13 protein-coding genes are annotated in these 13,104 nt (G+C 46.8%); 8 read left to right on the top strand and 5 right to left on the bottom strand.

Annotation, left to right across the window (positions count from 1 at the left end):
• Positions 1-210: 210 nt before the first annotated feature.
• Positions 211-795, bottom strand: coding sequence for a biofilm surface layer hydrophobin BslB (gene bslB / locus MHH76_RS20445; protein WP_023856952.1), 585 nt, complete (start codon positions 793-795; stop codon positions 211-213).
• A gap of 318 nt (positions 796-1,113) precedes the next feature.
• On the opposite strand from bslB, the gene MHH76_RS20440 reads away from it, so the two are divergent.
• The 4 genes from MHH76_RS20440 (at position 1,114) to MHH76_RS20425 (ending at position 5,266) form a co-directional block, all read left to right on the top strand.
• Complete coding sequence (locus tag MHH76_RS20440) at positions 1,114-1,791, top strand: rhamnogalacturonan acetylesterase (protein WP_025810588.1); 678 nt, start codon at positions 1,114-1,116, stop codon at positions 1,789-1,791.
• A gap of 100 nt (positions 1,792-1,891) precedes the next feature.
• Complete coding sequence (locus MHH76_RS20435) at positions 1,892-3,607, top strand: ABC transporter ATP-binding protein (protein ID WP_020453413.1); 1,716 nt, start codon at positions 1,892-1,894, stop codon at positions 3,605-3,607.
• Positions 3,608-3,751: 144 nt separating this feature from the next.
• Positions 3,752-4,060 (top strand): PadR family transcriptional regulator, encoded by a 309-nt coding sequence (locus MHH76_RS20430; protein WP_020453412.1) that lies wholly within the window; start codon positions 3,752-3,754, stop codon positions 4,058-4,060.
• Between the two features lie 12 nt (positions 4,061-4,072).
• Positions 4,073-5,266, top strand: coding sequence for a chromate transporter (locus MHH76_RS20425; protein WP_020453411.1), 1,194 nt, complete (start codon positions 4,073-4,075; stop codon positions 5,264-5,266).
• Between the two features lie 42 nt (positions 5,267-5,308).
• On the opposite strand, the gene prpB is transcribed toward MHH76_RS20425, so the two are convergent.
• From prpB to MHH76_RS20405, 4 genes are all read right to left on the bottom strand, one after another.
• Complete coding sequence (gene prpB, locus MHH76_RS20420; protein ID WP_020453410.1) at positions 5,309-6,226, bottom strand: methylisocitrate lyase; 918 nt, start codon at positions 6,224-6,226, stop codon at positions 5,309-5,311.
• 12 nt (positions 6,227-6,238) lie between these two features.
• A complete protein-coding gene (locus MHH76_RS20415; protein WP_043054506.1) occupies positions 6,239-7,678 on the bottom strand; it encodes a bifunctional 2-methylcitrate dehydratase/aconitate hydratase in 1,440 nt (479 codons plus the stop codon).
• A gap of 36 nt (positions 7,679-7,714) precedes the next feature.
• Positions 7,715-8,830, bottom strand: a complete 1,116-nt coding sequence (gene mmgD / locus MHH76_RS20410; RefSeq protein WP_043054505.1) for a citrate synthase — start codon at positions 8,828-8,830, stop codon at positions 7,715-7,717.
• A gap of 75 nt (positions 8,831-8,905) precedes the next feature.
• Positions 8,906-9,577 carry a GntR family transcriptional regulator gene (locus MHH76_RS20405; RefSeq protein ID WP_003186304.1) on the bottom strand — a complete coding sequence of 224 codons (672 nt, stop codon included), beginning with the start codon at positions 9,575-9,577 and terminating at the stop codon, positions 8,906-8,908.
• A gap of 226 nt (positions 9,578-9,803) precedes the next feature.
• On the opposite strand from MHH76_RS20405, the gene MHH76_RS20400 reads away from it, so the two are divergent.
• The 4 genes from MHH76_RS20400 to licB all read left to right on the top strand — a co-directional run bounded on the left by MHH76_RS20400 (position 9,804) and on the right by licB (position 13,099).
• Positions 9,804-10,394: a DNA-3-methyladenine glycosylase gene (locus MHH76_RS20400; protein ID WP_020453407.1), complete on the top strand. Its 591-nt coding sequence runs from the start codon at positions 9,804-9,806 to the stop codon at positions 10,392-10,394.
• 61 nt (positions 10,395-10,455) lie between these two features.
• Positions 10,456-10,563 (top strand): hypothetical protein, encoded by a 108-nt coding sequence (locus MHH76_RS20395; RefSeq protein ID WP_020453406.1) that lies wholly within the window; start codon positions 10,456-10,458, stop codon positions 10,561-10,563.
• Positions 10,564-10,720: 157 nt separating this feature from the next.
• Positions 10,721-12,667, top strand: coding sequence for a BglG family transcription antiterminator (locus tag MHH76_RS20390; RefSeq protein WP_043054504.1), 1,947 nt, complete (start codon positions 10,721-10,723; stop codon positions 12,665-12,667).
• A 126-nt stretch (positions 12,668-12,793) separates the two neighbouring features.
• Positions 12,794-13,099 carry a PTS lichenan transporter subunit IIB gene (gene licB / locus MHH76_RS20385; protein ID WP_003186297.1) on the top strand — a complete coding sequence of 102 codons (306 nt, stop codon included), beginning with the start codon at positions 12,794-12,796 and terminating at the stop codon, positions 13,097-13,099.
• Positions 13,100-13,104 lie beyond the last annotated feature (5 nt).

The raw sequence follows: 13,104 nt of genomic DNA, 5'->3' as shown, positions 1-13,104 counted from the left end.
ATGAATGTTGTTAAAAAAGATGAAAAAGGAAAAAATAAGTTCATCATCTACTATATTCCTTTTCCTGCTCCATCAATCTATCACCGTTTACCATTCAAGTAAATATTTTTTGAGAAAAATTCTAAAAACTTTTAAAAAATGCATGATATGTAAAGGGAAATACAGCAGAACGGCTGCCGGCAAATTGATGCCGGCAGGCCGAACATTGATTTAACGAGGAACAATCTCCAAAGTTGTTTCAGCATGGTTGATGTTTTTTCCATTTTGTTGCAGTTCAGCAGTAATTCTGTGAGTCCCTGCATTTGGGAGCGTTTTCCGAACCATCACTAATTTGAACTCAGAAGAGCTTAAAGCATAGACGGGAACTCGGACCGTTTGTCCATCATTTAAAATTTGTGTATAGTCAAGTGTTTTTCCATTTAGTGTATCTCTTGTGCTTGCATGAAAACGGTATGGAAAATGAAATTCAACATAGCTTGAACCGACAAAAGTGTTTGGTTTATAAGTAATTTCGATGTCAGAAGTTGACCACTCTTTATTGCTGTTAATGGTTTTTGCCTCAAGCACAGGCTTCTGAGTCGGGTTATCCGGTTGCGGATAATCCGGCTGCGGTTTTTGAGGCGGCTGCGGCTTAGGCCACGGCTTGAATGGCGGCGGACAAAAGATCGGTCCTCTAAAATGATTTGTTTTCACCTCTTGGGCATTTGCCCCTTGGGTAGGAATGATAAATGAAAACAATGCTGCAGAAGCTAATAGACCAACACTGATTTTGCGAATGAATTTTCGTTTAAGCATCGATAAGTTCCTCCTAAATGCAATGTTAAAGTTAAAAAGTAGAGGACGTCCTATTATTTTCAAGAAAAGGTAGAAACGAGATCGCGATCAACTATATTCCTTTTCTTGTTTACTTAATCTATCACCATTTACCATCCAAGTAAATATTTTTAGATAAATTTCTAAAAAAAATTAGTATAAATTGATAGTTTTCTATCAATTTATAGCCTTTTTTATAAAAAGGAGTCGTATAAAGAACAAAATGGGCAAATATGTATGTTGGGTTGCGGTTCTTTGAGGGGCCTTTTAATATAAAACAAAAAGGAATGAGGGGGATGGATAATGAGAGACGTTCAGTGGTTTTTGGCCGGGGATTCAACGGTTTGCGATTATGATAGCGACAGGGCGCCGCGTGCAGGCTGGGGACAGAAAATTGGCGCGTTTTTAAGCGACGGTGTTTTGATCCGCAATGAAGCGGCATCAGGGAGAAGTTCAAAAAGCTTTATTGAAGAAGGCAGGCTGGAGCGAATCATGACACAGATCCGAAGCGGCGATTATTTGTTTGTCCAGTTTGGTCATAACGACCAAAAGCCGGATGATCGCTATACAGAGCCATTTACAACTTACAAGCAGCATTTGCGCCGGTATATAGATGACGCCCGGTTAAAAAAAGCCAATCCGGTCCTCATTACACCGGTCCAGAGAAGATCATTTGAAAGCGACGGCCGGTTCAAAAATACCCACGGCGACTATCCTGATGCGATGATACAGCTTGCTGAAGAGCTTCGGGTGCCGCTCATCGATCTCGCCTCCAAAAGCCGTCAATTGCTTGAATCGCTGGGCCCGGAAGCTTCCAAAAAGCTGTTTTTATGGCTTGAACCGGGGGAACACCCCAACTATCCGGACGGAGCCAGGGACGACACCCATTTTTGCGATTTCGGTGCAAATGAAATGGCTAAGCTTGTTGCACAGGGAGCAAAAAGAAACGGGAATTCCTTTATAAAACAGTCTACTTGAGAATAATTTTCAATTATTTTTCAAAATTTTTGCACTTCCGATGCCAAACTGTGATACGATCAATCTCGTAAAGATTCTCAAAAGGAGTGCACATCATCTTATGATACGCCGCTTTTTTTCATACTATAAACCTCATAAACGTCTGTTCTTCATCGATTTCAGCAGTGCGATCATCGTCGCAGTGCTTGAGCTGGCTTTTCCCCTAGTCGTTCAGTGGTTCATCGATACGCTGATTCCCGGGGGAGACTGGCTTGAAATTGTCTGGGTAAGCATCGGCCTCTTACTGATTTATTTGCTCAGCACGGGCCTGCAATACATTGTCAATTATCTCGGGCATAAGCTCGGCATCAATATTGAAACGGATATGCGCCAGGAGCTTTTCCAACATGTACAGCGCCAATCTTTCCGATACTTTGACAATACAAAAACTGGACATATCATCAGCCGCATCACAAATGATCTGTTTGATATCGGAGAGCTGGCCCATCACGGACCGGAGGATTTGTTCATCGCCGTGATGACCTTTTTCGGTGCATTTTGGATCATGCTGACGATTAATGTGAAGCTTGCCTTGGTTGCTGTTCTGTTTGTGCCGTTATTGATTATTTTAATCACTTATTCAAATATCAGGATGAACCGCGCTTGGCGCCAGATGTACAGCGAAATCGCCGATGTTAACGCCAGGGTTGAGGACAGCGTCTCAGGCGTTCGCGTCGTTCAATCTTTTACGAATGAACGCTTTGAGATTTCCCGGTTTTTAAAGAACAATCAAAAGTTCCGCAAGGCGAAGCTGAAAGGCTACAAAACGATGGCTCTCACGACTGCGGGGACCTTTTTGATGACGCGGCTGATGATTCTGGCAGTGCTTGTGTACGGAGCTTGGCTCAGTTTTTCCGGGAATATGTCCTACGGGGAATTCGTCGGGTTTGTTCTTTATGTCAACGTGTTGTTTAAGCCGATTGATAAAATCAGCGCCATTTTGGAGCTTTATCCGAAAGGAATGGCAGGATTTAAGCGGTTTACGGAGTTGATCGGTACAAAGCCGCAGATTGTCGACCGCAAAGATGCGATTGATGTTCAGCTGTTGGAAGGAAACATCGTCTTCAAGAATGTGACGTTCGGCTATGAAAAACATAAACCTGTCCTGCAAGGCGTCGATCTGTCAATTACAGCCGGAGAAACGGTCGCTTTTGTCGGTCCTTCGGGAGCGGGCAAAACGACGATCAGCTCGCTGATTCCGCGTTTTTACGATATAGACGGCGGAGCCATCACAATTGACGGCATCGATATTCGCGACATGACAAAACGTTCTCTCCGTTCGCAAATCGGCATCGTCCAGCAGGATGTGTTTCTTTTTACGGGGACGCTCCGCGAAAACATCGCCTACGGAAAACTGGATGCGACAGATGAAGAGATTCAGCGGGCCGCCAAAATGGCGCATTTAGAACAGCTGATCGAGTCGCTCCCGGACGGTTATGAGACCCAAGTCGGCGAAAGAGGGCTGAAGCTGTCAGGGGGCCAAAAGCAAAGGATCGCAATCGCCAGGATGTTTCTTAAAAATCCGCCGATTCTCATATTGGACGAAGCCACATCAGCACTTGACACAGAGACGGAGCAGGTGATTCAAAACGCTTTGACAGAGCTCGCAAAAGACAGGACGACGCTTGTCATTGCTCACAGACTTGCTACGATCCGCAATGCCGACCGGATTGTGGTCGTGACAGAAAACGGAATCGCAGAAGAAGGAACACATGATGAACTGGTTGAGCGCGGCGGTATTTTTGCGAATCTTCATCGTGTACAGTATCAGTCGTAAATGTTTGAAACAGGCAAGCCCATGTTTGGGCTTGTTTTTTTAAGGGCAAAAGACCTTGAAAAGAGAGAGAACCGATGCTACACTTTCGTTATAAACTGTCGATATCGGATTTCGATATTGAGTTTCGTTAAAGGGGGTGCGGTATTGGAAGATAAAGTATTGCGAAAGCTATTTCTGGGATTTATTCAAATTCATATTTTGCACCACGCCAGCGAACATCCGATTTTCGGCTTGTGGATGCTTGAGGAATTGAAAGAGCACGGATATAACATCAGTGCGGGAACGCTGTATCCGATCCTTCATTCAATGGAATCTGACGGACTTCTTCGAAAAGAAGAACAGAATGTGGACGGGAAAATCAGAAAATACTACTCAACTACGGAAAAAGGAGCAAGCGTACTGAAGGAAGCAAGGTTGAAAGCATATGAACTGTTTAAAGAAATTAAAGAATAGAGGAGTGAAATCATGACAAAGCATAAAGCGGACCGAAGCTTGAGGTCGCTGCTTGAAATTCTATTCGTTTCAACCAGGCTTGGATTGACATCGTTCGGAGGGCCGATCGCCCATTTGGGATATTTTCATGCTGAATATGTCCGCAAAAGAAAATGGATGGACGAAAAAAACTATGCCGATCTGGTCGCTTTATGCCAGTTCCTGCCCGGCCCTGCCAGCAGCCAGGTGGGGATCGGAATCGGCGTCATGCGAGCCGGCATCATTGGAGGCATCTTAGCGTTCATCGGGTTTACTCTCCCATCTGTCATAGCACTCGTATTATTTGCTATGATTCTGCAAGGCTTCGATATCGGGACAGCCGGCTGGATTCATGGGTTGAAAATCGTAGCCGTAGCCGTAGTCGCCCATGCTGTTTTGGGGATGGCGCAAAAGCTGACACCTGATAAAAGGCGCAAGGCGATCGCGCTGTTTGCTCTAGTCGCCACCCTTCTCTGGCAGACGGCTTTTACACAGGTCGGAGTCATCCTGCTCGCCGCTTTCGCCGGTTATCTCATCTATAAAGAGCAAGTTGAGACAGATGATTCTGTCATGCGATTTCCAGTGTCGCGCCGTTTTGCGGCGGTTTGTCTCAGCTTGTTTTTCGGGCTTCTCATACTGCTGCCGATGCTCAGAGAACTGACATCTTCCAGCTGGATTGCCATGTTTGACAGTTTTTACAGGTCGGGTTCTTTAGTCTTCGGCGGAGGGCATGTGGTCCTGCCGTTATTAGAACGGGAATTTGTACCGACGGGCTGGTTAAGCGAAGAGGCTTTTCTAGCCGGGTATGGAGCCGCTCAAGCTGTCCCGGGGCCTTTGTTCACATTCGCTGCATATCTTGGTGCGGTGATCAGCGGCTGGCAAGGCGGAATGCTCGCCACAGCGGCGATTTTTCTGCCGGCGTTCCTGCTGATTTTGGGGACGCTGCCCTTCTGGGATACGCTGCGCCGCAATCCTAAAGTGAAAGGCGCTTTAATGGGAGTGAATGCAGCCGTTGTGGGAATATTGATTTCCGCATTTTATCATCCGATCTGGACCAGCTCGATATTGGCGCCGGTTGATTTTGCATTCGCCGCGGTTTTATTCAGCCTGCTTGTCTACTGGAAGCTTCCGCCATGGATCATCGTTGCAGCCGGTGCTGCCGGCGGTGCATTGATGCAACTGCTGTAAATGGAGAAGGCTGCCGACAATTCGGCAGCCTTTTTTCTCGTATTAACGATGTTCTTTTCCGATTTCGGGAAGCACCGTTTTGGCGATATTTTCGTCCAATTTTTCATAGTCGTAGTATTGAATCGCATCATATAATTCTTCGCGCGTCTGCATGTCATCGAGCACACCCTTTTGCGTGCCTTTTTCGAAAATTTCTGCGAAGACCCGTTCATAAGCTTTTGCGGCAGCGCGCAGGGAGGTTACCGGGTAAATAACCATGCTGCAGCCGAGCATTTGGAATTCGTCAGCCGTGTAATAAGGCGTTTTTCCGAATTCGGTCATATTGGCGAGGAGCGGCACTTTAATGGATGAGGCCATTTCCTTGAACTCAGCTGCGTTCGTTAATGCTTCCGGAAAGATGGCATCGGCTCCCGCGTCGGCATATAAATTGGCGCGTCTGACGGCGGCCTCCATTCCTTCCGCTGCTTTTGCATCCGTGCGTGCCACAATGACGAGTGAAGGGGCGGTTTCTTTTATCGCTCTAATTTTTGCGATCATGTCTTCTGCCGGGACAAGCGTCTTTCCATTTAAATGTCCGCATTTTTTAGGCAGCTGCTGATCTTCGATTTGAACGGCTGCGACCCGGCTTTCAGCCATTTCGGCCGCCGTGCGCGCCGCATTTAGGACACCGCCGTAGCCGGTGTCGATATCGACCAAAAGCGGAAGATTTGCGGCTCTCACAAGTTCGCTGGCTTTTTCAGCGATTTCCTGGGAATGAATCATTCCGAGGTCAGGGAGTCCGCGGCTTGCCGTGTAGGCTGCCCCGGAGAGGTAGAGCGCTTTGAAGCCGATGTTTTTTGCGGTAATGGCTGCCATCCCGTCATGAACGCCTGGTATTTTCAAAATATCAGGCGCTTTCATCAGCTTTCTGAATGTATTGGCCAGTTCTTCCTGAGTTGATTGTTTCGAGACAATCCACATATTCAAAACCTCCTAAATCACAAACAATTCCATAAAGTCCGGCACAGGTGTACCGCTTAATTGGCGAGGGTCATTCAGCAGGGCGTTGATTCGCTCCGCTTGCCCCGCCGGAAAGCGCGTTTTTAAGTTATTGGTGAACTTTTCTTTTAACAGCGGGATGCCTTCGTTGCGGCGGCGCCGATGACCAATCGGGTATTCGATCGCGATTTTTTGCGATTGTGTGCCGTCTTTGTAAAACACTTGAACAGCGTTGGCGATCGAGCGTTTTTCCGGGTCGAGATAATCGGTAGAATACTGTTTGTTTTCGACTGTGGTCATTTTTTCGCGCAGTCTGTCGATTTCCGGATTTTGCGCGGTTTCGTCTTCGTAATGGTCAGCGGTAATATCGCCGTAGATCAGCCCGATCGCTGTTATATACTGAAGGCAGTGATCACGGTCAGCCGGATTGTGTAATTCTCCCGTTTTGTCGATAATCCGGATGGCCGATTCGTGCGTCGTGATCACGATTTGATCAATGTTATCAAGTCTGTTCTTCACTTCAGGGTGAAGCTTGATCGCGGCTTCAGCAGCCGTTTGTGCGTGGAATTCCGCCGGATACGAAATTTTAAAAAGGACATTTTCGATGACATAAGAGTCGAGCGGTCTGGCGAGCGTCAATTCTTTTCCGCCGAATAAGACATCCTGAAAACCCCACATTGGAGCGGACAAAGCGGTTTTATATCCCATTTCGCCCTTCAAGGTCATCATTGCGAGCCTCACGCCGCGGCTTGTCGCATCACCGGCAGCCCAGGACTTTCGCGAACCGGTATTCGGAGCGTGACGGTACGTCCGCAGGCTTGAATTATCGACCCAGGCTTGGGAGACGGCATTGACAACATCCTGTTTTGTCCCCCCCAATAGTGAGCATGCCACAGCAGTGGAGGCGACTTTTACAAACAGCACATGGTCAAGCCCGTTTCTGTTTAAGCTGTTCTCGAGAGCAAGGACGCCTTGGATTTCATGAGCCTTCACAATTGCCGTTAATACATCGTGAATGGTGAGCGGTTCCTTGCCCGCCGCGAGCCGCTGCCTGCTGACATAGTCAGCGCAGGCTAAAATCGCTCCAAGGTTATCTGACGGGTGGCCCCATTCGGCTGCCAGCCATGTGTCATTATAATCGAGCCAGCGAATCATGCAGCCGATATTGAAGGCTCCGTGAACAGGATCGAGTACAAATTGCGTTCCCGGGACGCGGGTGCCGTTCGGGACGACGGTACCCGGGGCAATCGGGCCGAGATGTTTGGCGCATTCCGGGTATTTGAGCGCCAAAATGCCGCAGCCCAGTGTATCCATTAAGACGTAGCGGGCGGTTTCAATCGCTTCTTCGCTTGAAATCTTGGCATTTACCGTATAGTCTGCGATCTCTTCCAGCAATTGATCGCAATTTTGGAGCGTTTGACTTTCTGTTTTCATAACATTTATCTCCCTTCTTTCTGAATCAAAGGCGAACTATGGATGAAGATGACGCGGTCCGGTATAGTGAACTCTCGGGCGGAACAGCCTGTTGTCTTCGTGCTGTTCAATGACATGCGCGCTTAGACCGACAGAACGTGCCGAGAAAAATATCGGAGTATAGAGATCGATCGGTATGCCGAGCAGGTAATAGACCGGAGCCGCATAGTAGTCGAGGTTCGGATACAGGCCTTTTTCTTCGCGCATCAGCTTTTCGCCGGCATCGCACATCTCATATAAATCCTGTCGGCCGGTTTTATGAGATAGCGAATAGAGCGCCTTTTTCAGCAGGGCTGCGCGCGGGTCCATTTTTTTCATATAGACGCGGTGGCCGAAGCCCATGATTTTTTCTTTTCTGCTTAACTTATGCTCAATCAGCTTGCAGAAGCCCGATTTTGTTTCTCCTTCGAGCAGCATGTACATCACTGCTTCATTCGCGCCGCCGTGCAAATGTCCTTTAAGCGATGCAGCGGCGCCTGTGAAAGCACCGTATATGTCTGTGTTTGTCGATGCGATGACTCTTGCGGCAAATGTGGAGTTCGGCATTTCGTGCTCGCTGTACAGCATTAATGTCTGATCAAAGACGGCTGTTTCTTCCGGAGTCGGTTCTTTTTCCGTCAGCATGTATAAAAAGTTCTGGCTGAATGAAAGCTGTTTATCAGGCGTGATGACATTTTTCTGGTGAAGGATGCGGTAGCTGTTGGCGGTAATATTCGGAACCTGTGCGATCAAGCGCAGCGCTTTGCTTCTGTTTGCTGATGGAGACCTGTCATTCAATTCAGGATCATATCCAGCCAAAGCGGAAATCCCGGTTCGGAGCGCATCCATCGGATGGGTGTTATTCGGAAGCGCCTTCAGAATGGTATAGATTCCGCCGGGCAGTTCATACGAATTTTTTATAGCGCTTTCAATTCCTTGCAATTCCATTGGATCAGGCAGTTTATTTTGAAGGAGGAGATAGACGAGGTCAAGATATGTTTTTTGTTCTGCAAGTTCGATTAAATCATAGCCTTTAATGACGATTTGTTCCGCTTCCGTATCTAAGAAGGAAATGTTCGTTTCCCCAGCAATAACGCCTTCTAATCCCGGTTTAAATACACCTTGTTTGCCCATTTTTCCACCTCTTATTCGTTTTTTAACTTTTGTGTCAAAAACGTGCTGTGAGAATGGCATTGGCTGTTCGGCGGATTAGTATGAACGTTCCAGCGTTTCTTCAATGGAACGCAAGCTTCGTTTAATGTGGGAACGCATGGCGGCTTCTGCCAAAACGCTGTTTTTTTCTTTGACGGCATTAAAAATGTCCAAGTGTTCATTGAAAGATACAGACGGTTTGTAGTCAGGATTTTTGTATCCGCTGATTCTGCGATACCGTTCAATCCTGCTTTCAAGCTGATCCAGAAAACGTTTTGCGGTTGCGTTTGTGCTGATGGCGTGCAAGATGGAATGAAATTCTGATCCGTATTTGACCGTATCTGTTTTGCGGCCCTTTACGGCAGCCAGTTTCATCAGTTCGATGCGGTCTTCAAGCTGATGAAGGCTCTCCGGTGTCACCAGCTGTGCGGCTTCGGCAGTGAGCAGTCCTTCAAGCGCTTCCCGAACTTTAAAAACCTCTTTCGCTTCAGCGAGCGAAATCGGGCATACGCGAAGCCGGCCGTTCGGCTGTTTACTGACCAATCCTTCAAGCTCCAGCCGGTAAAGAGCCTGGCGAAGAGGAGTTCTGCTGATGTTTAAACCCTTTGCAAGACTGTCTTCAGCAAGCTGTTCAGAGGGAGGGTATTCAAGTTCGATGATCTTCGTTCTTAATTCATTGTAAGCGTAATCACTTGCAGACTGTCTTTTGACTGGATTTGAAGAGTGCATGAAAAAAGCTTTCGCCTCCTTTTTTCAGAATATAATTATTATTGTATACAATAATACAGGTATGTCAATGTCATCCATGAAAGACTGAAAAATAAAATCAATGGGAGATCCTCATCTTAATCAAGGCACCTTCATTTTCTGGCATCCCGTCTGTCGAAAATGGTAAAATATATCACAATCGACAAAGAGGCATTTCGCCTTTGAGCAAAAAGGAGGCCATCCAAAAATGAATCCAGCTCACGAACCTCTCCCGCTCGAATTTTATAGCAAACCAACAATTGAACTCGCTCAATCCCTGTTAGGCTGTCTTCTTGTCAAGGAAACAGAAGAAGGGACTGCTTCAGGATATATTGTGGAGACAGAGGCTTATAGAGGGCCCGGGGACAGAGCGGCGCACAGCTACGGCAACCGCCGGACGAAACGTACGGAAATCATGTTTCATGAAGCCGGCTTGGTCTATACGTACACCATGCACACCCACACACTCATCAATGTTGTAAGCGGAGGAGCCGATGAACCTGAGGCCGTGCTGATCAGAGCGCTTGAACCCCATGAAGGCCTCGCGCTGATGGAGAAGCGAAGGAGCGGAAAGAAACCGCGCGATTGGACGAACGGACCGGGAAAGCTGACAAAAGCGCTTTCCATCACGATGAACGATTACGGCAGACCGCTGACATCGCCGCCGCTTTATATCGCAAAAGGATATGAACCTCAGAACATTTTGTGCGGCCCGCGAATTGGAATTGACAACTCTGGAGAAGCGAGGGAATACCCTTGGCGTTTCTGGATAAAAGAAAACCGCTATGTCTCAAGATAGTTAAAAGGTTTGGCTCCCGTTCAACAGGGAAAACAATAAAAAAACAGGAGGGAGTCAAGCTATGAAAAAAGTGTTTAAAAGCGCCGTCAAATGGGCGCCTGTCATCTATCCGATCGCATGGAAAATCATCAAAAGCCGAAGAGAGAAAAAGAATCTGAAAGCCGGGTAAACCGGCTTTTTTTCTTGGAGAAAGGCCAAATTGACTTGAAAGCGCAGCCATAATAGAATTTACTTAACTATGAGACAAATTTCACAAAAAGAATGAATATACCTGAGTGTATGGGTTTGGTCTCGGTTCAAGTATCTTAGTGGGAGGGTCTTTTTCTATGCTCAATGCTCGGCTTAAGCTTATCCTCGGCGAATTGATAGGAGCAGAATCACCGTTAACCAGCACATATTTGGCCAATGAGCTAAATGTGACCTCTCGGACGATCAGGTCAGATGTGAAAGAATTAGACCGGCTTCTCTCCAAAAACGGCGCTGCCGTCCAATCGATCAGAGGTGCAGGCTATCGGCTCTCCATCAAGAATGACCGCCTCTTTCGCCAGCTTCTGCAGCACACATTTCATGAAGAGCTTTCTACTCCCGTTTTTCCGAATGAGCGTATTCTCTATTTATTAAAAAGGCTTCTCTTAACTGAGGAGTATGTCAAACTTGAAGATTTAGCCGGTGAGATGTTTATCAGCAAATCGACGGTCCAAAACGATATGAGAGATGTGAAGAAAAGGCTTAAACCTTACGACATCGAACTGGAGATCAAACCGAATTACGGCTTTAAGCTGAAGGGAGATGAGATGAAGCTGCGATCCTGCATCGCAGAGCACCTTTTTCCAAAGCGGGAAACGGATATTGATATTATGAACACCCGGATATCTATCCTCCCAAAAGAAGAGCTGGCTATGATCCGTCAGACGATTTTAGAAAAAATAAGCGAAGATCACATTTCTCTTTCAGATATCGGACTAAACAACCTTCTCATCCACGTCGCCATTGCATGCAAACGTATTCGAAGCGGCAAACATGTTTCTCTTTATTCCAAAGATGTAAAGGAGATTATGAATCATAAAGAATATGAAGTGGCGAAGGAGATTGTCCGCACTCTTGAACAAAAGCTGCAAGTGGCATTTCCGGATAAAGAAACGGCCTACATCGCCATCCATCTGCTTGGCGCGAAAAGGACGGTTATGGCCTCCATTCGCAGCGATGCAATCGAAAATATGATGGATGAAGAGACAGACCGGCTGACGAAATTGATCATGAAAGCCATCGATCAAAAATTTACCCTTGGCATTGGGAATGACAAAGAATTAAAAATCGGTCTCGGTCTTCACCTAAAACCGGCTCTGAATCGCTGCAGATACGGCATGAATATCAGAAATCCGATGCTGGACGCAATTAAAGCCAATTATCCCCTCGCATTTGAAGCCGGGATTCAAGCTGGTGAAGTCATCAAAAAAGAGACGGGATTTGACATTCAGGAAAGCGAGGTCGGCTATCTCGCTCTGCATATCGGCGCAGCCATGGAAAGACGAAACATGAACAGGCCCTCAAAACGCTGCATGATTGTCTGCGCGTCAGGAGCCGGAAGCGCCATGCTGCTTCAAGACAGACTGCGGGCTACATTCGGTTCAAAGCTTGAAATCCTTGGAACAGTTGATTACTACAAGCTGAATCAAATGTCTCTCCATGCACTCGATTTTGTCATCAGCACCATACCGCTGTCCGCTGATCTTCCTATTCCGGTGATTCAAGTTAACGCCATATTGGGAGGGGGAGATTTAACGAAAATAGAACAGGTGCTTGCTGAAGATGACGGAATCGCTTCGACCTATACGAAAAAACAGCTCGTCTTTTTGCAGGAAAGTCTGTCTTCCCGAGAGGAGGTCCTCCGCTTTCTGTGCGGAAAAGTAAAGCAATCAGGGCTTGCAGACGCTGGGCTTGAAGCCTCCGTCTTTGAACGGGAGGCCGTTGCGCCCACTTGCTTCGGTAATCTGGTTGCAATTCCGCATCCGATGGCACCAAAAACCGATTCGACTTTTTGGGCGGTTTGTACGCTGCAAAAACCGATAGTCTGGGAGAATAAGAGGGTTCAATTCGTTTGCCTTCTTTGCGTGGAAAAGGACAATACAGCAAATTTGCAAGAGATGTACAAATTTTTGGGCCGTGTTTTAGATGACAGGGTCATTGTTCGGGAGCTTCTGAAATGCAAAACGTACGGGGAGTTTATGTCCGTCTTCAAAAAAAGCAGGCCGGCTCATCGATATGCAAAATGAAGATGTCCCCTTGTCTTTTTTCCTCTTCACTGAGGAAAATCATTAAGTGTATATGAAAACGGTTTCATTGTATGATGGAACTGTAAAAGAGATCATACACGATACGTAAAAGGGGGACATATGAACATGAATATCTTACTAGCTTGCGCTGCAGGAATGTCAACGAGTCTGCTTGTGACGAAAATGGAAAAAAGTGCAGAGGAACAAGGCAAAGACTATAAAATCTGGGCCGTTTCCGGAGGAGAGGTTCAGAATCATATCGATAAAGCCGACGTATTGCTTCTTGGCCCGCAAGTCCGTTACATGCTCCCGCAATTAAAAAAATTAGGAGAATCGAAAGGTGTACCCGTCGATGTCATCAATACGGTCCATTACGGAACTTGTAATGGGGCAGAAGTGTTAAAATCCGCCGAACAGCTTGCCGGCTCTTAAAGGAG

Origin of the sequence: Bacillus sp. FSL L8-0193 (genome assembly GCF_037976065.1) — a bacterium.
GTDB lineage: Bacteria > Bacillota > Bacilli > Bacillales > Bacillaceae > Bacillus > Bacillus paralicheniformis.
This window is presented reverse-complemented; position numbering and strand designations above follow the sequence as displayed.

What these genes read in the sequence shown, in the direction of transcription:
- licB (WP_003186297.1), top strand. Translation starts at nt 12,794, where the DNA reads ATGAATATCTTACTAGCTTGCGCTGCAGGAATGTCAACGAGTCTGCTT.
- MHH76_RS20395 (WP_020453406.1), top strand. Translation starts at nt 10,456, where the DNA reads ATGAAAAAAGTGTTTAAAAGCGCCGTCAAATGGGCGCCTGTCATCTAT.
- MHH76_RS20390 (WP_043054504.1), top strand. Translation starts at nt 10,721, where the DNA reads ATGCTCAATGCTCGGCTTAAGCTTATCCTCGGCGAATTGATAGGAGCA.
- MHH76_RS20400 (WP_020453407.1), top strand. Translation starts at nt 9,804, where the DNA reads ATGAATCCAGCTCACGAACCTCTCCCGCTCGAATTTTATAGCAAACCA.
- MHH76_RS20425 (WP_020453411.1), top strand. Translation starts at nt 4,073, where the DNA reads ATGACAAAGCATAAAGCGGACCGAAGCTTGAGGTCGCTGCTTGAAATT.
- MHH76_RS20435 (WP_020453413.1), top strand. Translation starts at nt 1,892, where the DNA reads ATGATACGCCGCTTTTTTTCATACTATAAACCTCATAAACGTCTGTTC.
- prpB (WP_020453410.1), bottom strand. Translation starts at nt 6,226, where the DNA reads ATGTGGATTGTCTCGAAACAATCAACTCAGGAAGAACTGGCCAATACA.
- MHH76_RS20415 (WP_043054506.1), bottom strand. Translation starts at nt 7,678, where the DNA reads ATGAAAACAGAAAGTCAAACGCTCCAAAATTGCGATCAATTGCTGGAA.
- mmgD (WP_043054505.1), bottom strand. Translation starts at nt 8,830, where the DNA reads ATGGGCAAACAAGGTGTATTTAAACCGGGATTAGAAGGCGTTATTGCT.
- bslB (WP_023856952.1), bottom strand. Translation starts at nt 795, where the DNA reads ATGCTTAAACGAAAATTCATTCGCAAAATCAGTGTTGGTCTATTAGCT.
- MHH76_RS20405 (WP_003186304.1), bottom strand. Translation starts at nt 9,577, where the DNA reads ATGCACTCTTCAAATCCAGTCAAAAGACAGTCTGCAAGTGATTACGCT.